This window comes from Kitasatospora sp. NPDC058444 (genome assembly GCF_042721415.1).
Taxonomy (GTDB): domain Bacteria; phylum Actinomycetota; class Actinomycetes; order Streptomycetales; family Streptomycetaceae; genus Kitasatospora.
The window spans coordinates 1-20,678 of record NZ_JBHXLL010000052.1; the positions used below are offsets into that span (position 1 = coordinate 1).

The window sequence follows — 20,678 nt, forward strand, 5'->3', positions numbered from 1 at the left end:
CCGGTGGGGGGCCGCCGGGTGGGGGGGGGGCGCCGCCCCCCCCCCCCCCCGGGCCACCGCTGTCCCCACCCGTACGGAGGTACCCCCGATGCGCATTCCACGCGGCTTCGCCGTTCCCGCTCTGGCCGGCTGTCTCGCCCTCGCCGGGGCGGTGGCCGCCACCCCGGCGGGCTCGACCGAGCTCCGCCCGCTGCCCAGCCCCGCCGTCCAGTACTGCGCCGCGGTGCTCGGGCACGTCCCGGGTGCCGACACCGCCGCGCAGGCCCTCGGACGGGCCTGCTCCTCGGACTTCCGGGCCGACCAACTCGAGCAGGCCGGAGCCGGGTTCGAGGCCGCCGGGCTGCCGGGCCGCCCCGCGCTGCCGATGGAGTAGCCGGCGATCGACCGCGCCGCACGAGGTCAGGGCTCCGTGCGGCGCGGTCGGTCCGTACGGCTCAGTACGACTGGAGCTCGATCACCCGGCCGTCCGGGTCGCGCAGATGGGCGCTGCGCAGGGTGGGGCCCCACTCCGGACGGTCGGTCGGCGGCGTGACAGGGGTGCCGCCGTGGCGCAGGCAGAGGGCGAGTGCGCCGTCCACATCGTCCACCCGGAGGACCAGCATCGCGGTGTCCTGCGAGGGTGCGGCGGGCTGGGCGGGCAGGTCGGCGGTGCCGAGGGTGGCGGCCATCGCGGAGCGGTCGAAGAGGGCCAGGAAGGTGCGGTCGGCGAGGTCCCAGCCGGCGTACGGGCCCTCGGGCGTGCCCTTGGCCAGGGTGGCGCCGGCGAGCGGCGTCAGGACCGCCCGGTAGAAGCCGAAGCACTCGGCGAAGCGGGTGACGAGCAGGCGGGGGTACGGGGCGTCCACGGGAGAACTCCTGGCAGCGGGCGGAGGGTGCGGTTGGTGTGGCGGCTCGCCATCGACCCGAGCGACCTCGCCAAGGTCGCCGACCAGCTCGCCGCCGCCGGGTACGTCGAGCGCGCCCGCGACCAGACCGACCGCCGGCGGGTCTCGGTCTCGATCACCGACGCCGGACGGGCGCTGCTCGCCGAACTGCAGGCGCAGGCGCGGGCGGTGCAGGACGAGGTGCTCGCGCCGCTGGAAGCCGGGGAGCGGCAGGTGCTGCACGAGTTGCTGGTGCGGGTGCACCACGGCACGGGGGAGTGGCGCGGCGGCCTGTGACCGCGGGCCGACGGATCTCCGCTGCCGGTGCCGGGCGAGACCGCGGCCGGCCCTGAAGGAGGTGACACCTCGACGGCCGGTGGTCGGGGCGACGCCGATGGTGGCGCTCCTGGCAGGCGAGGTCGTGCGGCTGCTCGGGCCCGCGCGGTGGTTCACATCAGGGATCTCAGCACGTCGACCTCACAGCCCGGTGCGAAGGGGTCGAAGCCGTGCTCGATCAGCCAGCGAACCGCCAGCAGGCTTCGCAGCGACCACCATGCGTGGATCACGTCGAGGTCGACGGCGGTGCCGTAGCCGGCGATGACGTCGTCGAGGTGCTCCCCGTGTCCGAGCGTGAAGGTGGCGAGGTCGTACAGGGCGTCGCCCTGGCCCGCCTCGGACCAGTCGATGATGCCGGTGACCTCGCCGCCGTCGACGAAGAGGTGCGCGATCTGCAGGTCGCCGTGGGTGAACGCCGGAGTCCACGGCCGGAGCGCGGCCTCGGAGACCCGGCGGTTGCGGGCGACCAGGTCGGCGGGCAGGATCCCGTTCGTCACGAGGGTCTCGCACTCGTCGTCGAGTTCCGCCGCCAGTGCGGTGATGCTCCGGCCGGCCCGGCCGCGCCAGGGCGGCAGCGGCGCGTCGTGCAGCGTCCGGATGGCGGCGCCCGCCGCGGCCCACTCCGCCGGTGCCCCGGTCGACGGCCCGCCGAGGCGCCCGAGCGTCGTCCCCGGGAGCGCGGCGATCGCGAGCACGGGCGGCCTGCGCCACAGGACCTCCGGGGTCGGGACCGGCGCGAGGGCCATCGCCTCGACCTCGACGTCGATGCGCGCCTGATCGGCGTCCACCTTCAGGAACACGTCGCCGACGCGCAGGGTCGCGCGTTCGGAATGGGCGACGACGACTTCGACCTCATCCATGGGAGACCAGTATCCCGGGGACGACCGCGGACGTCGCCGGGTTTGTCACGTGCGATGACCGCGGCAGGCCGCCACCCGCTCCCCGAGTCAGGCCGCGGGCGGGCCCGGGCGGCGGGCGCCGGCGAACTCGCCCGCCCAGCGCGGGACGTCGAGCACGTTCTCGACCCGGGCGACCAGGGTGCCCGTCCGCTCGGCGTGGATCATCGCGCCCTCGCCGACGTGGATCCCGACGTGGTGCAGGGGGGCGTCGGGGCGGGAGAAGAACAGCAGGTCGCCCGGGGCGAGCGCGTCGCGCGCCACCGGGGCGCTGAGGTTGAACTGCGCGACGGTGTAGTGCCCGAGCTCGACGGTGCCGTGGCTGGCCCGGTACCAGCAGTAGAGGGAGAGGCCGCTGCAGTCGAAGCCGACCGTCTTCTCACCCAGGCACTCGCCGTTCAGCCAGCCGTTCTCCTCGTCGCAGAAGCCGAGGCCCGCGCCCAGCCGGTCGCCGCCGCCCCAGGCGTACGGCACGCCGAGCTGGCTCGTGGCCACCTCGGCGACCCGGCGGCCCAGCGCGGCCGCGGGCAGGATCCGCGGCGTCTCGGGCGAGGTGTCGGACGCCGCCTGGGCGGCCGGGCCGAGCGCCGGGACGAGGCCCGCCCCGAGCGCGAGGCCGAGCATGCGGCGCCGCCGTACTCCGGAGAGCTGGTCGCGGCCGGACGGTTGGGGCTCCATGGCGGTGCCTCCCGGTGCTGGAGGTGGCTGTGTCGGACGTCCGGTGGCGTGGTGCCCGGGCGCACCCACCAGGATTCCGTTCCGGCGGGCCGGTCCGCCATCACCCGCAACGGTGAATCGCGGCCGCAAGGGCGGTGGAACGGAAGGGAGTTCGCCGGTGTGCATGGGGGCGGGGCCGGTCGGCTCGCGCCGATGGGTACGGTTCCCGAGGGCGGCCCGCCCCCGCCGGTCAACCGGTCATCAGCGCACGCTGAGCTTCACCGTGGCGCTCCTGCCCGTGTAGAACTTGTGGATCTGCTCGCGCGTCCCGGAGCCGCAGGCCTGCACCTCCTCCGGGTAGCGCCCGCCGTCGGGCGCGATCGTGACCGTCGCGCACATGCCGTCGGCCCGGGTGTCCTCCACCCACCCGTCGACGTACAGCGACTCGACTCCTTCGACCTTCTTGCACTTCAGGGTCCAGGTGGCCTCCGCGCCGTCGATCTTGGGCGAGTCGCTGTGCGGGCACGTCGCCGCGGTGGCCGGCGTCGCGACGACCATCACCGACGCGCCGACCAGCGCGAGGACGGTGAGGACGGCGCGGAGGGACAAGGCCAGTCGCATGGTGGGCTCCTTGGGTGGGCGCGGAAGGTCTGCGGAGGGGTTCTGCCGCACACGAAGCAGATCGACTCCACAGGGCCGCACAATGCGCTCGTGTGGGTGACGTCCGGTCCGGGGCGGTGCGGTGCGCACCGGCCGGGACACATGGGGTGGCGGCGCTCCTGGGCGCCGGATCTTGACGGTGATGAAGTGTGAGTGGTTGAGTACTCACATGCAGAAGGAACGACCCCGGCAGCTGTCCACCGCCGAGGAGCGTCGCGAGACGGTGCTGCGCACCGCGATCGGGGCGTTCGCCGCGCGGGGGTACTTCGGCACCACCACCACGGAGGTGGCGAAGGCGGCCGGCATCTCGCAGGCGTACGTGTACCGGCTCTTCCCGAGCAAGGAGGCCCTGTTCGTGGCGGTGGTCGAGCACTGCTTCGTACGGGTCCGGGGGAGTCTGGAGCGCGGCGCGGCGGAGGCGGGGGGGAGTTCCCCGGAGGCGGTCCTCCAGTCCATGGGGGACGCCTACGCCAGGCTGATCACCGACAACGACCTGATGCTGGTCCAACTGCACGCCCAGGCGGCGGCGGTCTCCGAGCCGGCCGTCCGGGAGGCGGTCCGGCAGGGGTACGCCCGGCTGGTCGAGTACGTGCGCGGGGCCTCGGGTGCGGCGGAGCCGCAGATCCAGGGCTTCTTCGCCACCGGCATGCTCTGCCACCTGCTGGTCTCGATGGGTGCGGACGAGGTCGACGCGCCGTGGACGCGGACCCTCGCGGCCGGCATCACGCACTACTGATCGCACCCGTCGGCCATTCCCGGTCGGCGCCACCCACCCCGGCGGGGCGGGAGGTCCGCGCGCACGCGACGGGCCGAACGCCGCCGCCCTTTTTTCGGGAACAAGTGTGAGTGGTTAACCACTCATCCAATCCGGGAGACCACGAAGTGACCACTCACCCCACCCACGCCATCGACGCCACCGCCCCCGTCGTCGTCCGCCTCGCCACCACCGTCGACGCCCCGCCCGCCCTCGTCTGGGCCCTGCACACCGACGTCGAGGCCTGGCCGGGCTGGAACCCCGACATCGAGCAGGCCCGCCTCGACGGCGCCCCGCTCACCGGACCGGGCACATCCTTCACCTGGCGCACCCACGGCCTGGACATCACCTCGACCGTCCGCGAACTCGCCCCCGGCCGCCGGATCGTCTGGGGCGGCCCCGCCGAGGGCATCGAAGGCATCCACGTCTGGTCCTTCGAACCCGCCGGCGACGGACGGGTGACCGTCAGCACGGAGGAGTCCTGGAGCGGACCGGCCGTCGACGCCATGCCCGAGGCGCTGGGGCAGGCGCTGCGGGAGTCCCTGGAGCGCTGGCTGGACCACCTCAAGGCCACCGCCGAGACCGTGCACCGCCCCGCCACCGCCGCCGCCCAGGCCACCGCCGACTGAGCTCCCGAACCTCGTCCCCACCCGCCCGCACCGTGCACGGAAGGACCCTCCCATGACCGCCGCCTCCGCCCCCAAGCCCTACCTGGCCGGCCACTACGCCCCCGTCGCCGACGAGCTCACCGCCACCGAACTGACCGTTGAGGGCCACCCGCCGCCCGAGCTGACCGGCCGTCTGATCCGCAACAGCCACAACCCCAAACCCGGCATCACCCCCTCCCACTGGTTCAAGGGCAGCGGCATGGTGCACGGCATCCGGCTCCGCGACGGCCGTGCCGAGTGGTACCGCAACCGGTGGGTCAGGACCCCCGCCCTCGACGGCGCCCCGTACCTCACCGAGCACGGCCCCGACCTGACCGCCTCCACCGCGGGCACCCACGTCATCGAGCACGGCGGCCGCCTGCTCGCCCTCTGCGAGTCCGCCCTCCCCTTCGAGCTGACCGCCGAGCTGGAGACCGTCGGCGCCTACGACTGGAACGGCCGGCTCACCTCGGCGATGACCGCCCACCCCAAGGAGGACCCGCTCACCGGCGACCTGCACTTCTTCGCCTCCTCGCCGTTCCCGCCCCACCTGATCCACCACGTCTCCTCGCCCGACGGCACCGTGCTCACCAGCCAGGAGGTGCCGGGCGCGAGCGCCGCGCTCAAGCACGACTTCGCGATCACCGCGCACCACGTGGTCTTCCTGGAGGGCTCGGTCACCTTCGACCCGGCCGACCACTCGGGCATCCCGTACGGCTGGAGCGACGGCCAGGCGGCGCGGCTCGGTGTGATGCCGCGCGGCGAGGGCGGGGCGGCCGCGGTCCGCTGGTTCCCGATCGAGGCCGGCTACGCGATGCACCTCGCCAACGCCTACGAGGACGCCGCCGGGCGGATCGTCGTCGAGGGCCCGTCGGTCGGCCGGGACGGCTGGCAGCGCTCGTGGAACTGGTGGGTCGGCGCCCCCGACCGCGGCGCCGAGCCCAACTCCGGCTCCCGCGGCCGCCGCTGGGTCGTGGACCTGGTGGCCGGGCGGGTCCGGGAGGAGCAGACCGACGACCTCACCGTGGAGTTCCCGACCATCAGCGACGCGTTCCTCGGCCGCGAGCACCGCTACCAGTACGCGCTCTCCTTCCCCGACGACCGGGGCGTCGGCAACCACGCCCTGGTCAAGTACGACCGCCGCACCGGCGGGCGGCAGCTGCTCCCGGTCGGCACCGGGCAGCTGCCCGGCGAGGCCGTGTTCGTCCCCGCCGAGGAGCGCCCGGACGCGGACGAGGACGCCGGCTGGCTGCTCACCGTCGTCAGCGACCTGAACGTGAACGCCTCGAAGCTGCTCGTCCTGGACGCCTCCGACCTGACCCTCCCGCCGGTCGCGACCGTCCACCTGCCGCGCCGGGTGCCCGCCATGATCCACGGCTCCTGGATCCCCGACACCGCCCTTGCGTAGCACCCCGCGCCCTACCGACCGCCCCCGGCCGCGCTTCCCCCGCACGGCCGGGGGCTCGTGCGTGCCCCGTCACGATCGCGCCCGGCTCTCCCCGGAACCCGGGGGGCGCCGGGCGGTACGTCAATCCTGATTGACGGTTGAGCTGCCCATCGGGCCGTGGCGGCAAGGAAGTTGACCGCTCCGCCCCTACCCTTGGGCCATGAAACAGCACATCCTCACGCTGGTCCTCGGGGGCCTTCTGCTGGGCATCGTCGCGTTCGGTGCCGGCTGGTACGCGGCGGACTCCCGGCAGACCGCTCCGGCGCCGACCTACATCACGGTCACGCCGGAGCCGGTCCCCACCGGCGCGGTCTCGCCCCCGGTCTCACCCCCGGCCTCGGCCGGCGGCCGGTAGCGCGGCCGGTGTGCGACCGATGGCAGGGCCGATGGCAGGGCCGATGGCAGGGCGGGGTGGACTACTGCCTGACCGCCCAGAACCGGTCGGCCATGTTGTCGTACGCGACCGAGGCGGACAGCGACACCGCCGGCTCCTTCCAGAGCATCTGCCACTGGCCGTCGCCCGGGTCGTTGTCCACGATCACCTCCAGCCCGCGCGCCGTGTTCACCCAGCTGCTCGCCTGGTCGCGGAACCCGTAGTCGGTGAAGTACACGGCGGCGTCCTCGTGGAAGAGGTTGAACTGGAGCCGGCGGCCGCCCCAGTTCTTGTCGGTGTAGAAGCAGTAGTACGACGGCTCGGTGGCCGGGGTGGGGCAGTTCTTCCAGTCCGGGCTGCGACCGGCGCGGCGGTGGTGGTCGCCGCTCCACGGCGGTGCCTGCGCCTGGCCGGGCAGCGGGAGCACCATCACCGCGCCGTCGGGGTAGGTGATCTCGTTGGCGGCGGTCTGCTTGCCGCCCTTGCCCGCGGCGAGCTGGGCGTCCACCGCCTGCTGCAGTGCGTCGCGGTCGCGGTCGCCGAGTGCGGTGATGATGGCTCTCTGGTCCCCGGCCGGGCTGTGCGCGGCGGCGGCCTGTGCCCCGAGGGGAGCGGCCAGGAGCACGAGCGCCCCGGCTGTACGGACGAGGAGTCGGCGGACTCGAGAGTGCGTCATATGCCAAACGTAGCCGTACACGTACGGCCGGTAACCTCGCTTTCTCGATCAGACGGCGCGTACGCGGCGACAGCACGCCGGTGCGCACGCGCCCCCCTGATCGGGCGAACCTACGACCCGCGGGTGGACTCGCCGGGCCGGTGGGAGTCGCGCGCCCGGTCGGCGGGGCCCGGTACGAGGGGTGCGACGACGCGCCGGGTCGGGGCGGAGCCGCCCTCGTCGTTGTCGTCGTCGTCCGAGTTCACCGAGGCGGTGATCGAGCCCGTCGCCGAGGAGGCCAGGCCGATGATCAGGAAGAGGACGAGCAGCCCGCGCGCCGCGCCGCTCAGGACCAGCGGACGGGTGGCCGAGGCCGGGCCCTCCGGCTCGCTGCCCGGCTCGTCGCCGAACAGGCGCTTGGGGTAGGCGGACGAGATCATCACCAGATAGGCGTAGAAGCGCATCCGGTAGCGCAGGATCGCGGTCGTCGCCTCGTACAGCGCCTGCGGCATCCGGCCGAGGACCAGCACCACCAGCCAGAGGACGAACGACACCGCCCACCACCCGGCGAACACCAGGCCCTGCACGATCGCGGCCGGGATGACGAGGAAGATGCGGAACAGCACGGCGAGCCGGTTCAGCTCACCCGGCCGCAGCCCGACCTGCACCGGATAGTCCGGGACCTCGAACCGGAACGGCGGGTAGCGGTCCACGGTGAGCATCAGGTACGCGGTGACGCGGATGTCGTACGGGACGAACACGGTGAGGTAGTCCGCCACGAAGACCGGCAGTCGGCCGAGCGCCAGCGCACCGAACCAGCCGACGACGGTGACGAGGAACGCCACCACCGACAGCACCCACACCACCACGAACTGGGGGATCAGCAGCAGCGCGCGCAGCAGCACCGTCCAGCGGTTCTGCGGGCCGGGCGCCGGCATGTCCAGCACCGGGAGCCACTCGCGGCTGACGGGGGCGGGGGGAGCCTGCCACATCCGGGCCTCCACGGTCTCGGGACGACGGGACCCGGCGGTCGGGCGCGGCCGGGTGCCCTCCGAAGATCGCAGCAACCCGCCCGCCCCGCGCGTCACGCTGCGCCGGACGGGGCAGCCGGCCGACGTGGCCCGGCGCGCCGTTGTCCGGCGCGGCCCGGCCGACCTGCCCGGTGGGGGCGGGGGCGCCGGTGAAGGCCGGGCGCGTGGCGCCCGGTCAGGCGATCTTCGCGCAGAGGGGCTCGGCGGAGCCGTGCTCGATGGTCAGCGTCCGGTAGCCGGTGGCGCTGATGTCGATGGTGTAGACACCGTCGACGGTGTAGAGGTCGCGGGGCAGGTTGCCGGCGTTCGCGCCGACACCGAGCAGGATCGGGCCGCGGGCGTGCCAGGTCTGGGAGTTGTCGGGACGGTAGTCCACGACGGACCGGCCGCCGGCGTCCGCGTCGTACGAGGCGCCGGTCGTGGTGTTGGTGAGCCGCAGGACGAGGGCTCCCCGGAAGGCGGCGCGCCGCACGGTGGTGCCGTCGGGGGCGTACTCCAGGACCCGCCGCTGCACCTCGTCGACGACGGCCTCCATGTGCACGGGGAAGTCGCAGCGGGAGCCGGCCGGGAGGTCGAACGTCGGCGACGGCCACGGCTCCCACCCGCCCTGACCGGCGACGGTCCCGGAGGTGTCCGATGAGGTGTCCGAGGCGGTGGACGAGGCGGAGGAGCCGGCCGGGCCGGACACGGCGCCGGCCGGGGTGCCCGCCAGGACGGTCAGGGCGACGGCGGTGGCGGCTGCCAGCACGGTGGACGCGGCGTTGAGCAGGATTCGTCGCATGATCGCTTCTCCTGGTGGGGTGTCGGGCCTTCAGGGGCCTCAGCCTGGCAGGCACCCCTGACCGGATTCTCACCACGAGCCCCGGGCCGTCGCCGCCCGGCGCGCCGCCGACGGACCGCCCGGCCGCGCCGCCGGCGGACCGCTCGGGCTCCTCCCGGCGGTCCGCCGAAGGGTCAGGACGTGCCGGCGGCCGTGAGAGCACCCACGGCGAACTGGTGCGTCCGTGCGGCGGCTTCGTCGATCGGCACGTGCTTGCCGTCCGGCGGGAAGAAGTCGACGACGCCGATCGCTCCGTAGTTCGCCCAGAAGCAGGTCGTCATGGGGAAGGTGTCGCTGACGTTCTGCTGGCACTTCACCACCAACTCCTTGGTGGTGAAGGTCCTCGGCTCGCCGACCGGGTTCCGGCCGTAGCCCTTCACCAGGTCCATGGTGTGGGAGAAGACCGCGTTCAGTGAGGCGGCGGGGTCCGCGACCTTCTCGTACAACGTCGTTCGGGTGGTGAGGTGCGGCACGGTCGCCCGCATCCCGCCCTTGCCGAGGGTGATGCGCGTCGCGCCGAAGCAGGAGACCTTGTCCTTGCCGGAGTCCTGCTTGATCTCCGGCAGGTCGTCGTCACCGGCGATCAGCATGTCCAGGTCGTTGCCGAAGTGGAAGCCGCCGTTGCCCTTGTCGCAGGTCAGGCCGTCCAGCGCGGGCACGCCGATCGACGTGTACCGTGCGCCGGTGTCGGCGGCGAGCTTCTCCGCCTTCGGCAGCGCCTCCTTCTTGTCGCCGCCGTCGGACCCGCAGCCCGTGGCGAGCACGCCGACCGCCACGGCCGCGGCCAGGATCCCCCGTGCGTTCCTCATCGCTGATCTCCCCTCGTTGATGATCATCAAGGGATCCTAAGGCCCGGGGACTCACGGGCCGTCAACAAGGGTTCCGGAACCGGCCCCCGAAGACCTCCGGGGCCGACCGCTAAGGTGGCCCGCCATGGAGTTCCGACTGCTCGGGTCGTTCGAGGCCGGCCACGAGGGTGAACCCGTCCTGGCCGGCAGCCGCCGCCAGGAGCGGTGCCTGCTGGCCGTCCTGCTGCTGGAGGACGGACGGGTCGTCACCACCGACCGGCTGATCGACCTGCTCTGGGGCGGCAATCCGCCCGGCTCGGCCCGCGGCACCGTCCACACGTACGTCGGGCGGCTGCGGGCCCGGCTGCGCCCGTACGGGGTGGTGATCGAGACCCGGCACGACGGGTACGCCCTCGCTTCCGGCCAACACGCGGTCGACGTCCGGGAGTTCCTCGACCTGACCGCCCGGGCGGCGGCCACCGGGGACCCGGGTGAGCGGCTGCGCTGCCACGACCGGGCGCTCGCGCTCTGGCGCGGACCGCTGCTCGCCGACGTCGTGGACGAGGAACTGCGCGGACGCCTCGGCCGCCGACTGGCCGAGTTGCGGCTGTCCGCGCTGGAGCAGCGGGCTGAGATCCTGCTCGCCATGGGCCGGCACGAACAGGTGCTCGCCGATCTGACCGCGCCTTCTCTGACCGGGCCTTCTCTGAGCGCGCCCTCTCTGACCGCGCCCTCGGTCGGGACGCCGGCCAACGACGGTTCCGAGGCTGCCGGCGCCCCGTCCGGCTTCCCCGCCGACGACCTGCTGTCCCGCGAGCGCCTCGTCCTCGCCCTGATGACCGCGCTCTACCGGGCCGGCCGGCAGGTGGAGGCGCTCGCCCTCTACCGCCGCACCCGGCGCCTGCTGGTGGACGGCCTCGGCGTGGAGCCGGGCGCCGAACTCGCCGCCCTGCACGACCGCATCCTGCGGGCCGACCCCCGGCTGGACCGCCCTCCGGCGCCGCTGTACGCGGTGCGGGTCGGCGAGCAGTGGCTGCCGTGGAGCGCGGGCGGCCATCCGGCGCTGGAGTTCTGCAACACCTACGCCGGCTGGAGCGTCGACCCGGCGGCCCCGCCGCTGCCCGGGTCGGACTGGCTGCGCGGCTACCCCACGCTCGCGGTCTGGGCCGGCCACCACGACCTCGCCGACGAGCTGGTGGTCGAGGCGCTGCTCCGCCGGGCGGCGGAGCGGCCCGAGGAGGCCGCCGCCGTGCTCGCCGGCGCCCGCGCGTTCCGCTCGGCCCTCCACGCGTGCCTGACCGACCCGCAGGACGGCGCCGCCTTCGCCGCGGTGGCCGCGGTGGTGCAGGAGGCGGGGCGGTCGGCGGTCTTCACCCGGGGCGAGGACGGGCTGGCGCACTGGCGGCTGCCACCGGCGGTCGGCCTGCGGCTGCCGCTGTACGCCGCCGCCCGCGCGGCCGGTGAACTGCTCGCCGACCCACGCCGGTTCACCATCCGCCGCTGCCCCAGCAACGGCTGCGGCTGGCTCTTCCTGGACGCGAGCGGCCGGCGGCGCTGGTGCAGCCTCTCGACCTGTGGGACCCGTTCGGCCACCTGAGCCGTACGGGCCGTACGGGCCGTGCGGGCCGTGCGGGCGGGCGGGCCGAAGGGCGCGGGTTCGCAGGATCCTGGATCAGGATGCCACGGAACTCGCTCGTGACCCGTGGGTCGGGCGGGGTGCCCACGGGCTCGCCTCCTGGCACGACGGGGCTCCGGTACGGGAGCGGCCTCGCATGGTCACCCACGTACCGGAGCCCCGGTCGAGCGCTCGCCACGGTCGGCGGACGCGGTGGCTCGTCAGCCGTCCCCTGTCAGCCGTCGAGCACCGCGCGTGCCCGGTCGACGACCCGCTGCGCGGCGGACCGTTCGGCCGACAGGGCGTCCTTGTTCCGCTCGATCATCTCGTCCTGGTACGCGGCCTCGACCGCGAACCACTCGCGGACGACGCCGGACGAGCGGTTGCACCGTACTTCCGAGGCGGCCTGTGCCCGCTCCGCCGCCAGGTCGGCGGCCTTCCGGTCGCTCGTGTCCACGGGCGAGGAGGCGTGGTAGCCGAGCGCGTTCATGCACGACGACCACCTGGCCGTCGCCGCGACGACCCGGGGATCCTTGGCCGACGCGTCCCACGACTTCCGCTGCAGTTCCATGGCGACCGGTGTCTCCCGCACCCTGGCGGCGTCGCCGAGCTGCTCGACGGCCCGGCCCACGCAGCCCTGCGGCTGCTCCCCGCCCGGCGTTCCCTCGTAGACGAGGCGTTGAGCGTCCGTCAGCTCCGGCGGGGCCGGTGCCGGGGCGGCCTCCCTGGACGGAGGGAGCCCGTAGCCGTACCGCTCGGCCTGTTCCAGGTCGGTCAGGCCGTAGCGCCGTTCCAGGAAGTCCTTCAGGGGCGGGCGCACGTGCACCAGCGGCTGGATCGGCGCGCCCCGTTCGCGCATGCAGCGCTCCACCAGCCGTTCGTACGCGCTGTTCAGGTCTTCGCGCTGCTGGTAGGTCAGCAGGTACGCCTGCACGGGGAGCTCCGCCCGTGTGGTCCCGGTGCCGTCCGTGCCGCGGCCGGCGGTGGTCGTGTAGCCCACCGCCCCGCCGGCCGCGACGCAGACGGCGACCGCGCACGCCGTCAGTGCGGTCCGCCTGTTCACGGCCCGAACTGCACGGAGGCGTCCTCGTTGTACGTGTTGCCGAGGTTGCGAAGGGCGTTGGTCGGAATGAAGTCGCTCGGGCCCAGGTAGTTGAACCGGTAGAAGACGGTGGCGGCGTAGAAGTCGTTGGTGTTCCGCGCCGAGGCGGCGTTGTTCCAGACGCTCTGACCGATCCCGTTGCAGTTGGTGCCGCAGGCGTTGAACTTGACGTCCGTCAGGTTGGGGATGTTCCCGCCGATCCTGACGAACGCTCCGCCTCCGTTGGAGTTGTAGTAGAGACAGAACCATCCGTTGACGCAGCTGTCCGCGCTCGCCGGAGCGGCCGCGGCCACGGTGCCGGCCGTGAGGCCCGCCGCGGCCAGTGCCGCCAGTAGCAGACTGCGTCCTCGCGTCTTCGTTCGTCGCATGTTCGCTCCTCCGTTGGGGGACGGGTCGCGACCGTCCCGTGCGAGAAGTCTCCGTCGGACCGTGCGGTGGCGTCATTGCCCGGGGGCGCAGCCTTCCTTGACGCTGCGCGCAGGGCGGCCGGAGCCGGCGCGGGCGGGACGGGTGGCCGGCGGAGCGGGAAGCGTCGATCGCCGGTGCTCGGCGGGGGTGATGCCGTAGGCGCCGCGGAAGGAGCGGCTGAAGGTGGCGGCGTCGGCGATGCCCCAGCGCGCGCCGATGGCGTGGACGGGCAGCGCACGCAGGGCGGGGTCGCTCAGGGCCGCGTGGCAGCGCGCCAGTCGGCGGCTGCGGATGGTCGCCGAGACGGTCTCCCGCTGCTGCCGGAAGAGGTAGTGGAGCGTCCGTACCGAGATGCCGTGGTGGGCGGCGACGGACGCGGGGGACAGCGCGGGCTCGGCCAGGTTGTCCTCGATGAAGGCGTTGATCCGGGCCAGCAGCATGCGGTTGCGGGCCTCCGGCGGCAGGCGGTCGTGGGCGTCGAGGTGGTGGGCGAGGAAGGCGGCGGTCAGTTCCAGGGCCACCGTGCCCATCCGGTCCAGCGCCGGCCCCTCCAGCGACGGTGCCTGGTCGACGACGCTGCGCAGGAAGGCCGCGAGCACCGCGCCGGCACCGCTCCGGCCCGGCAGGGCCCGTGCCAGGAGGCGGTCCATCCTGCCGCCCGGCAGCGGGAACCCGGAACGCGGCAGATGCAGCACGATCCCGCGCAGCAGTGGTCCGGCCGTCCCGCCCAGCCCCTTTCCCTCGTACGGCAGCGACGTGTTCCACAGGGCGAAGTCGCCCGTCGACAGGCGGCTGTCCTGCCGGGACTGCGATATCGACATCTCGCTGTCCAGGATGAGCGCCAGTTCATAGCCCTCGGGGTCGGAATTCCTGATCAGCGCGGGCGTGCGCAAGGAGTGGATCGGCGGAAAAGACATCGTGGTCAACCGGACGGCCCCCAGGTCCAGGGCGCCGGTGTCGGCCAGGAAGTCGGAGGTGTGGCCGCTCCGGATCCGTACGGGGGCGACGGAACGGCCTATCAGGTCGCACCACCAGTCGAAGCGCTGCTCGGCCGGCACACTGGTCGTGCTCAGGACGGTGTATCCCACGGAACCTCCAGTTCCCACGTCGGGGTGAGGGGATCGTCGGCCCGGTCCGCGTCCGGCGGGGACTTCTCCGCGCGGAGGTCGCGTGCATCAAGGACGGCACAGCGCGGACTCCCTGCCTCGGCGGTACACGCGATGTGGCTACCTCGGCGGTACGCACGATGTGGGCGGCGAAGGTTCGGCCGAGGGCCGGCGCCGTACGGGTTCATCGAGGCCGCGCGCCGCCCGGGGACAGCTGCCAAGGGCCCCTTCGACAGTAGGCAGAGCCCACCTGCCGGATCCCCGCGATCCCGTGGAGCTGGCCCGAACCGATCCCCGTGTGGCCGGAAGCACGGAGACCGGGACGCGGTTCGGCAGGGCCCACGCGCGACTCGCGTCCGGCCCGCGCCGGACCCGGCCTTTCCAACGCCTTGACGAACCCATGACACTGACGCACCATCAAGCTGGCGCGCGCCTCACCTCCTCCACCGTTCCGCCTCCACGGACCCCCACAGGAGGACAGTCATGCGACTGCCCCGCCGAGGGAAGCCCGCCGCGGCCACCGCCGTGCTGCTGGCCCTCGCCCTCGCCACCCCGCTCACCGCCCAGGCCGCCGCCCCCGACCGCCTGCCGGCACCCACGCCCGTCACCGCCGACCGTGCCACGGACATCCGCGTCGACTTCGGTGCCGACTTCGGTGTCGACACCTCACGGCAGTACCGGATCGACGGTCCCCGCACCGTCGCCGAACGCACCGCCGTCGCCGCCACCGGAGCCTCCGTCGACGCCGTCCTGCCCGACGCGGTGGTGATCACCGCCACCCCGGCCGAGGCCACCCGGGTGCGGGCGCTCGGCTGGTCGCCGGTCGCCCTGCCCGGCCCGCGCTACGGCGCCGAACCCGGCGACGAGGCCCTGGCCGGCCCGGTGTACGACTTCCCGCAGGCCGACTCCGGCTACCACAACTACGCCGAGGCCACCGCCGACATCGACGCGGTGGTCGCCGCGCACCCGGACATCATGAGCAAGCGCGTCATCGGCACCTCCTACGAGGGCCGCCCGATCGTCGCGGTGAAGATCAGCGACAACGTCGGCACCGACGAGAACGAGCCCGAGGTGCTGTTCACCGCCCACCAGCACGCCCGCGAGCACCTCACCGTCGAGATGGCGCTCTACCTGCTGCACGAGTTCGGCGACAAGTACGCCACCGACAGCCGCATCGCCAACGCCGTCAACAGCCGCGAGATCTGGGTGATCCCCGACCTCAACCCGGACGGCGGCGAGTACGACATCGCGACCGGCCGCTACCGCAGCTGGCGCAAGGACCGCCAGCCGAACGCCGGCAGCGGCAGCGTCGGCACCGACCTCAACCGCAACTGGAACTACAAGTGGGGCTGCTGCGGCGGCTCCTCCGGCTCCACCTCCAGCGAGACCTACCGCGGCAGCGCCCCGGAGTCCGCCAAGGAGACCAAGGTGGTCGCCGACTTCGTCCGCAGCCGGATCGTCGACGGCAAGCAGCAGATCACCGCCGCCATCGACTTCCACACCTACAGCGAACTGGTGCTCTGGCCGTTCGGCTGGACCACCGCCGACACCGCCACCGGCATGACCGCCGACGAGTACAACACCTTCGCCGCCCTCGGCCGGGGCATGGCCGCCACCAACGGCTACACGCCCGAGCAGTCGAGCGACCTCTACATCACCGACGGGGCGATCGACGACTGGCTGTGGGGCGCGCAGCGGATCTTCGCCTACACCTTCGAGATGTACCCCGGAGAGACCGGCGGCGGCGGCTTCTACCCGCCCGACGAGGTGATCGGCCGCGAGACCAGCCGCAACCGCGAAGCGGTCCTGCGCCTGGTGGAGACGGCCGACTGCGTCTACCGCGCGATCGGCAAGCAGCAGCAGTACTGCGGCATCCCGGCCTGACCGGGCGCCGATGGTACGGCTCGCACCGTGCCACGGCCCGACGCCGGCCGCGGGATCGACCCCGCGGCCGGCCACCCGTCGTTCCGGGCCACCCGTCGTACGCGGGGTGGATCCTGCGCGAAGGCGGTGTGGCGCGGCGGCTCCGCCGTACCCCGGCCGAGCCGGGTGGGTGCGGTGCCCGCCGCCGGATCCGACCCGGGCACTCGGCGTACCCGCCCGCCGTCCGGTAGATTCTGCCGCCGGTTGATCGGCACACGAAGCGGCTGCGGGCCGCTGGTTCGGATCAGGGGGCTACGGGGTGCGGGGTAGGGACGGGCGGGTCGGGGACCTGCTGGAGTGCTGGCGGGCGGTCGAGCTGTTCAGTCCGCCGTCGATTCCGGAGGTGCCGCGCAAGCGCCGGACGGGCCGCCCCCGGGCGTCGGACGTGATCGTCGTCGACGTGACGCCGGCGGCGGGCCGTGCGGCGCCGCTGCTGCCGTGGGCGCCGGAGCATCCGGAGACGGCGGCCCGGCGGGCGCCGCGCGGGATGGTGTGGCGGCACGAGGTGTACGGCGGGGTGTTCGACCTGGAGCTGTTGCGGCAGGCGATGATCGCCGTCCTGCCGAAGGGAACCGACCCGGATCCGGGGGTGCCGGACGAGGAGCTGGTGCTGTCGGGGAAGAGCGCGATGTTCGCCCTCGTCCTGGACGAGCACGGGCGGCCGGTCCAGGACACCTCGGTGGTCTCCGCGTGCGGCTGGGCGACGGGCCGGCTCTTCGACCCGGGGCCGTCGGCGGCCGGTTGGCTGGACGGCTTCGAGGAGCTGGGCGAGGCGTTCGAGGTCGCGGTGGGGCGGCTGACCGCGACGCCGGTTCCGTACGCGCCGGGGCCCGGGTTCCTGCCGGAGCCGACGCCGGTGGGGGAGGAGACCGCCCGGGGCTGGCGCCAGCTGCTCGCGGAGATCCTGGGCGGCGCGGCGGTGGCGGCGGTCGGCGCGCTGTTCGGCGAGGTCGCCGGGGCCGCGGTGCAGGGGGCGACGGACCCGCTGGTGCGGCGCGTCGCCGAGTGGGCGGCGGCCCGCCGCCCGGACCAGGCCGGGGCGGCCACGCGTTCGGCAGACGGGGCCACGCACCCGGCCGAGGGGGCTGCCGACGGGACGGAGGCGGACGGGACGGCGGAGGACACCGGCCCGCGCCCGGTCACGCTCGCCGACCTCGTCGCCCTGACCGCCCAGATCGCCCATCTCTGCGGTGTCGAGACGCACCTGGACCCGCGGGTGATCCGGGTCCAGAGCCGGCTGGTGCACCGTCCGCGCGACCCGAAGGCCAAGCCCGCCGCCGCGCAGCCGTTCCTCAACAGCCTCCTGCCGCCCGACCTCGCCCGGGTCCGTGGCGCCCTCAAGGACGGCCTCGGCCCCGCCCTGGAGGCCTACCTGACCGGCCGCGGGGACATCCCGGTCGACGCCCGCACCGACCTGCGCGAGGACCGCACCACCGTCCTCGCGGGCGTCGATCCGGCCCTCGTCCCCGCCGGACGCTGGCCCGCCAAGGCGCGCTACCCGTTGGCGCTCAGCCAGCAGTTCGCGGTCAACCGGATGCTCGCCGACCGCGCCGCGCTGGGAACGGCGCCGGGAACGACGGCCGGGACGACGGCGGGTACGACGGCCGGGAAGACGGACGCCGCCACCGCGAGCACCGACCCCGGCGGCCTGTTCTCCGTCAACGGCCCGCCCGGCACCGGCAAGACCACCATGCTGCGCGACCTGGTCGCCGCCCTCGTCGTCGAACGGGCCGCCGTCATGGCCGGCTACCGGCGGCCCGAGGAGGCGTTCGTCGGCCGCGCCTGGCGGGGCAAGGACCGCCAGGGCGTCCACCCGCGCTTCGTCTCCGCCCTCGACCCGCGGCTCACCGGCCGCGAGATCGTGGTCACCTCCTCCAACAACGGCGCCGTGGAGAACATCACCGCCGAACTGCCCGGCGCCGACGCCCTCGACGCGCACTGGCACGACGGCCCCGACCACTTCTCCGACCTCGCCTCCGCCCTGCTCGGCGGCGCGCCCGCCTGGGGGCTGGTCGCCGCCGTCCTCGGCAACAAGACCAACCGGACCAAGTTCACCGAGCGCTTCTGGTGGGGCCGCCTGCCCGAGGACGAGACCGCCGCCCGCGACGCCGCCGGGCTCCCGCCGCTGCGCGGCATGAACGCCGTCCTCGGCGACTGGGTCCCGCCCAGCGCGCCCAGGCCCGCCCGTACCCCGCGCGACCGTCAGACCGCGGCGGCCACGGCCGCTACCGCTCCCGAACAGGCCCCGGCCCCCGCCCAGCCCGTCCCCTCCTGGTTCGAGGCCGTCGGCGCCTTCAAGGCCGCCCAGGCCGAGGTCGAACGCCTGCGCGCCGAACGCGTCCGCCTCGCCGCCGCCCTGGCGGAGACCCGGGCGGAGCGGGTCCAGCCCCGCCTCGACGCCCTGCGCGCCGCCATCGCCCGCGCCGACGAGCGCGTGGCGGCCGCCGAGGCCCGCCACGCCGCCGCGGCGGCGGCCGCCGAGACCGCCCGCACCGCCACCCACAGCGCCGAAGCCGCCCACCGGGCCGCCGCCGCGCACGTGCCCCGGGCCCGCGAGGCCCTCGCCGACGCCCGGGCCGCCCTGGCCACCGCCCGCGAACGCGCCGACCAGCACCGCCGACAGGTCGAGGTGCTGACGGCCCTCCACGACGAGCCGCCCGGCGCGCAGCCGGGCCTGCGCGCCGGGCTGCGCCGCCTGCTCCAGAGCGGCGCCGAACGCCAGGCCGCCGAAGAGCACCGCGAACGCAGCCGGAGCGACCTCCTCGCCCAGCTCGTCCAGCAGCGCACCGCTCTGGAGGAGGCCCACGACCACGTCTCCCGCTACACCCGCGCCGAGGACCTCGCGGCCGACCTGACCGCCCGCACCGCCACCGCCGTCACCGAGGCCGAGACGGTCGCCGCCCGTGCCCGCGTCCACCAGGACGCCGCCCGCGGCGCGGAGTCCGCCGCCGGGGCGGACGTCGAGCGGGCCCGGCAGGCCGCCCGGGCCGCCCGGAGCGACCTGGCGGCCGCCGACGCCGAACTCGGCGCCGCCCACCGGGCCCTGCGCGCGGCCGCCGCCGGACTGCCCTCCCTTCCCCTGGACTGGCCGCAGCTCGACGACCACGAGCAGGAACTCGGCGCCCCCTGGTCCGACGAGGCCTGGAGCACCGCCCGCAGCGACCTCTTCCTGCGCGCCCTCGACCTGCACCGGGCCCTCGTCGCCAACACGGCCAAGCGGATCCGCGGCAACCTCCAGGTCCTGGTGGAGCTGATGGCCGGAAGCGGCGGCCCGGTCCCCGACGAGCAGGTCCTCCAGGCCTGGCAGACCCTCTTCCTCCTCGTCCCGGTCGTGTCCACCACCTTCTCCTCGATCGGCAGCATGTTCGCCCGCCTCGGCCAGGGCTCCATCGGCTGGCTCCTCGTCGACGAGGCAGGCCAGGCCACCCCGCAGGCCGCCGTCGGCGCCCTCTGGCGGGCCCGCCGCGCCGTCCTCGTCGGCGACCCGCTCCAGCTGGAACCCGTCGTCACCATGCCGACCGCCCTGCAGCGCCGGCTCCTGCTGGCCTACGGCGTCGACGAGGAGTGGCTGCCCTCCGCCACCTCCGCGCAGGCCGTCGCCGACCGGGTCAACCGCTACGGCACCTACCTGCCCGCCCCCACCGGCGGGGAGGACGACACGGTCTGGGTGGGCTCACCGCTGCGCGTCCACCGCCGCTGCGAGGAGCCGATGTTCACCGTCAGCAACGAGGTCGCCTACGGCGGCCTGATGGTCCACGGCACCCACCCCCAGCCCTTCCCCGACCCGGACCACGACGGCCTGCTGCCCAGCCGCTGGCTCGACACCCCGGACCCCGACCGCCCGGCCGACGCCCCTTGGGGCGAGCGCGACCGCCGCGCCCTCACCTTCCTCCTGGGCCGACTCGACCGTCACGGTGTCGGCGTCGAACGCCTGCGGATCATCGCCCCGTTCCGCGCGCTCGTCTCCGAGGCCCGGGAGACCTGCCGCAGGCTCCCCGGCTGGACCGCCGAACTCCTCGACGAGCGCTGCGCCACCGTCCACAAGGCCCAGGGCAAGGAGGCCGACGTCGTCATCCTGCTGCTCGGCGCGGGCCGCCCCGGCGCCCGCGCCTGGGCCGCCGCGACCCCGCACCTGCTGAACGTCGCGGCCAGCCGCGCCAAACGGCGCCTCTACGTCGTCGGCGACCGCGCGCTGTGGGCCCCACTGCTCCACTTCGACGTCCTGGCGGCCGAACTCCCCGCCTACGACCACGTCCGCGACCGCGACTCCTGGCCCCTCGACGACCCGGCCGGCGATCACGCCGACCGGGGAGGCGAGGGCTGAGCCCCTCGGTCTTCCGAGCGGTCCCGTCCGCGACCCGGAAGCCGATGAGGCGGCGAACCGCACCGGATGAAACCGTTCGTTCGGTTTTCGGGGGACGGGGCGGCGGGCCGGCCGCCGAAGCACCGGAGTGATCGAGATGTGTACTCGTCAACGGAGCGGTGCGGTCTGACGGATCGTGGGGAGAGGGGGAGCGCTCGGCGGGATCCATTCATCGACATCGTCTTGTCGGTCGCGGGTGAGGCGAAGCTAAGATACGGGGTGTTTGGTTTTGTT

Annotated in this window: 20 protein-coding genes; 9 read left to right on the forward strand and 11 right to left on the reverse strand. The window is 74.3% G+C overall.

The genetic code is table 11. The features are described 5' to 3' along the window. Window positions 1–88: 88 nt before the first annotated feature. Window positions 89–373, forward strand: a complete 285-nt coding sequence (locus ACFWP2_RS34520; protein WP_380458960.1) for a hypothetical protein — start codon at window positions 89–91, stop codon at window positions 371–373. 61 nt (window positions 374–434) lie between these two features. On the opposite strand, the gene ACFWP2_RS34525 is transcribed toward ACFWP2_RS34520, so the two are convergent. Next, entirely contained in the window at window positions 435–845 is a 411-nt protein-coding gene (locus tag ACFWP2_RS34525; protein WP_380458963.1) for a VOC family protein, read from the reverse strand. Window positions 846–881: 36 nt separating this feature from the next. Here ACFWP2_RS34525 and ACFWP2_RS34530 point away from each other — a divergent pair, with 36 nt between their 5' ends. Further along, window positions 882–1,160: a MarR family winged helix-turn-helix transcriptional regulator gene (locus tag ACFWP2_RS34530; protein WP_380458966.1), complete on the forward strand. Its 279-nt coding sequence runs from the start codon at window positions 882–884 to the stop codon at window positions 1,158–1,160. 152 nt (window positions 1,161–1,312) lie between these two features. Here ACFWP2_RS34530 and ACFWP2_RS34535 read toward each other — a convergent pair whose 3' ends face one another. The 3 genes from ACFWP2_RS34535 to ACFWP2_RS34545 all read right to left on the reverse strand — a co-directional run bounded on the left by ACFWP2_RS34535 (window position 1,313) and on the right by ACFWP2_RS34545 (window position 3,373). Continuing rightward, entirely contained in the window at window positions 1,313–2,059 is a 747-nt protein-coding gene (locus ACFWP2_RS34535) for a phosphotransferase family protein (protein WP_380458968.1), read from the reverse strand. An 87-nt stretch (window positions 2,060–2,146) separates the two neighbouring features. Continuing rightward, window positions 2,147–2,773 carry a C40 family peptidase gene (locus tag ACFWP2_RS34540; protein WP_380458971.1) on the reverse strand — a complete coding sequence of 209 codons (627 nt, stop codon included), beginning with the start codon at window positions 2,771–2,773 and terminating at the stop codon, window positions 2,147–2,149. A 240-nt stretch (window positions 2,774–3,013) separates the two neighbouring features. Continuing rightward, on the reverse strand, window positions 3,014–3,373 hold the full coding sequence (locus ACFWP2_RS34545) for a hypothetical protein (RefSeq protein WP_380458973.1): 360 nt from the start codon (window positions 3,371–3,373) through the stop codon (window positions 3,014–3,016). 208 nt (window positions 3,374–3,581) lie between these two features. Between ACFWP2_RS34545 and ACFWP2_RS34550 the strand changes: the two genes are divergently transcribed. From ACFWP2_RS34550 to ACFWP2_RS34565, 4 genes are all read left to right on the forward strand, one after another. Further along, window positions 3,582–4,148 carry a TetR/AcrR family transcriptional regulator gene (locus ACFWP2_RS34550; RefSeq protein WP_380458977.1) on the forward strand — a complete coding sequence of 189 codons (567 nt, stop codon included), beginning with the start codon at window positions 3,582–3,584 and terminating at the stop codon, window positions 4,146–4,148. A gap of 146 nt (window positions 4,149–4,294) precedes the next feature. Further along, window positions 4,295–4,795, forward strand: coding sequence for an SRPBCC family protein (locus ACFWP2_RS34555; protein WP_380458980.1), 501 nt, complete (start codon window positions 4,295–4,297; stop codon window positions 4,793–4,795). 52 nt (window positions 4,796–4,847) lie between these two features. Continuing rightward, window positions 4,848–6,221, forward strand: a complete 1,374-nt coding sequence (locus tag ACFWP2_RS34560) for a carotenoid oxygenase family protein (RefSeq protein WP_380458983.1) — start codon at window positions 4,848–4,850, stop codon at window positions 6,219–6,221. A 199-nt stretch (window positions 6,222–6,420) separates the two neighbouring features. Continuing rightward, window positions 6,421–6,615: a hypothetical protein gene (locus ACFWP2_RS34565; protein ID WP_380458986.1), complete on the forward strand. Its 195-nt coding sequence runs from the start codon at window positions 6,421–6,423 to the stop codon at window positions 6,613–6,615. A 61-nt stretch (window positions 6,616–6,676) separates the two neighbouring features. On the opposite strand, the gene ACFWP2_RS34570 is transcribed toward ACFWP2_RS34565, so the two are convergent. The 4 genes from ACFWP2_RS34570 to ACFWP2_RS34585 form a co-directional block, all read right to left on the reverse strand. Continuing rightward, the gene (locus ACFWP2_RS34570) at window positions 6,677–7,309 is read right to left on the reverse strand and encodes a peptidase inhibitor family I36 protein (RefSeq protein ID WP_380458988.1); all 633 of its coding nucleotides are present in this window, start codon (window positions 7,307–7,309) and stop codon (window positions 6,677–6,679) included. 110 nt (window positions 7,310–7,419) lie between these two features. Next, a complete protein-coding gene (locus ACFWP2_RS34575) occupies window positions 7,420–8,280 on the reverse strand; it encodes a DUF4389 domain-containing protein (RefSeq protein WP_380458991.1) in 861 nt (286 codons plus the stop codon). Between the two features lie 214 nt (window positions 8,281–8,494). Then, window positions 8,495–9,100 (reverse strand): hypothetical protein, encoded by a 606-nt coding sequence (locus tag ACFWP2_RS34580; protein WP_380458993.1) that lies wholly within the window; start codon window positions 9,098–9,100, stop codon window positions 8,495–8,497. A gap of 173 nt (window positions 9,101–9,273) precedes the next feature. After that, complete coding sequence (locus tag ACFWP2_RS34585) at window positions 9,274–9,948, reverse strand: hypothetical protein (protein ID WP_380458996.1); 675 nt, start codon at window positions 9,946–9,948, stop codon at window positions 9,274–9,276. Window positions 9,949–10,072: 124 nt separating this feature from the next. Between ACFWP2_RS34585 and ACFWP2_RS34590 the strand changes: the two genes are divergently transcribed. Then, entirely contained in the window at window positions 10,073–11,524 is a 1,452-nt protein-coding gene (locus tag ACFWP2_RS34590; protein ID WP_380458998.1) for a BTAD domain-containing putative transcriptional regulator, read from the forward strand. A gap of 253 nt (window positions 11,525–11,777) precedes the next feature. Here ACFWP2_RS34590 and ACFWP2_RS34595 read toward each other — a convergent pair whose 3' ends face one another. The 3 genes from ACFWP2_RS34595 to ACFWP2_RS34605 form a co-directional block, all read right to left on the reverse strand. Continuing rightward, a complete protein-coding gene (locus ACFWP2_RS34595) occupies window positions 11,778–12,605 on the reverse strand; it encodes a hypothetical protein (RefSeq protein WP_380459001.1) in 828 nt (275 codons plus the stop codon). Beyond that, on the reverse strand, window positions 12,602–13,012 hold the full coding sequence (locus ACFWP2_RS34600; protein ID WP_380459004.1) for a peptidase inhibitor family I36 protein: 411 nt from the start codon (window positions 13,010–13,012) through the stop codon (window positions 12,602–12,604). The genes ACFWP2_RS34595 and ACFWP2_RS34600 overlap by 4 nt, the downstream gene beginning before the upstream one ends. A gap of 72 nt (window positions 13,013–13,084) precedes the next feature. Then, a complete protein-coding gene (locus ACFWP2_RS34605) occupies window positions 13,085–14,140 on the reverse strand; it encodes a helix-turn-helix domain-containing protein (protein ID WP_380459007.1) in 1,056 nt (351 codons plus the stop codon). A 501-nt stretch (window positions 14,141–14,641) separates the two neighbouring features. On the opposite strand from ACFWP2_RS34605, the gene ACFWP2_RS34610 reads away from it, so the two are divergent. Both ACFWP2_RS34610 and ACFWP2_RS34615 read left to right on the forward strand, forming a co-directional pair. Next, window positions 14,642–16,042: a M14 family metallopeptidase gene (locus tag ACFWP2_RS34610; protein WP_380459010.1), complete on the forward strand. Its 1,401-nt coding sequence runs from the start codon at window positions 14,642–14,644 to the stop codon at window positions 16,040–16,042. Between the two features lie 298 nt (window positions 16,043–16,340). After that, window positions 16,341–20,405 (forward strand): AAA domain-containing protein, encoded by a 4,065-nt coding sequence (locus ACFWP2_RS34615; RefSeq protein WP_380459012.1) that lies wholly within the window; start codon window positions 16,341–16,343, stop codon window positions 20,403–20,405. Window positions 20,406–20,678 lie beyond the last annotated feature (273 nt).

Excerpts from the sequence above, each read along its gene's own strand:
- ACFWP2_RS34585 (WP_380458996.1), bottom strand. The coding sequence starts at position 9,948 with ATGAGGAACGCACGGGGGATCCTGGCCGCGGCCGTGGCGGTCGGCGTG.
- ACFWP2_RS34535 (WP_380458968.1), bottom strand. The coding sequence starts at position 2,059 with ATGGATGAGGTCGAAGTCGTCGTCGCCCATTCCGAACGCGCGACCCTG.
- ACFWP2_RS34590 (WP_380458998.1), top strand. The coding sequence starts at position 10,073 with ATGGAGTTCCGACTGCTCGGGTCGTTCGAGGCCGGCCACGAGGGTGAA.
- ACFWP2_RS34600 (WP_380459004.1), bottom strand. The coding sequence starts at position 13,012 with ATGCGACGAACGAAGACGCGAGGACGCAGTCTGCTACTGGCGGCACTG.
- ACFWP2_RS34520 (WP_380458960.1), top strand. The coding sequence starts at position 89 with ATGCGCATTCCACGCGGCTTCGCCGTTCCCGCTCTGGCCGGCTGTCTC.
- ACFWP2_RS34575 (WP_380458991.1), bottom strand. The coding sequence starts at position 8,280 with ATGTGGCAGGCTCCCCCCGCCCCCGTCAGCCGCGAGTGGCTCCCGGTG.
- ACFWP2_RS34550 (WP_380458977.1), top strand. The coding sequence starts at position 3,582 with ATGCAGAAGGAACGACCCCGGCAGCTGTCCACCGCCGAGGAGCGTCGC.
- ACFWP2_RS34565 (WP_380458986.1), top strand. The coding sequence starts at position 6,421 with ATGAAACAGCACATCCTCACGCTGGTCCTCGGGGGCCTTCTGCTGGGC.
- ACFWP2_RS34580 (WP_380458993.1), bottom strand. The coding sequence starts at position 9,100 with ATGCGACGAATCCTGCTCAACGCCGCGTCCACCGTGCTGGCAGCCGCC.
- ACFWP2_RS34560 (WP_380458983.1), top strand. The coding sequence starts at position 4,848 with ATGACCGCCGCCTCCGCCCCCAAGCCCTACCTGGCCGGCCACTACGCC.
- ACFWP2_RS34545 (WP_380458973.1), bottom strand. The coding sequence starts at position 3,373 with ATGCGACTGGCCTTGTCCCTCCGCGCCGTCCTCACCGTCCTCGCGCTG.
- ACFWP2_RS34570 (WP_380458988.1), bottom strand. The coding sequence starts at position 7,309 with ATGACGCACTCTCGAGTCCGCCGACTCCTCGTCCGTACAGCCGGGGCG.
- ACFWP2_RS34540 (WP_380458971.1), bottom strand. The coding sequence starts at position 2,773 with ATGGAGCCCCAACCGTCCGGCCGCGACCAGCTCTCCGGAGTACGGCGG.
- ACFWP2_RS34610 (WP_380459010.1), top strand. The coding sequence starts at position 14,642 with ATGCGACTGCCCCGCCGAGGGAAGCCCGCCGCGGCCACCGCCGTGCTG.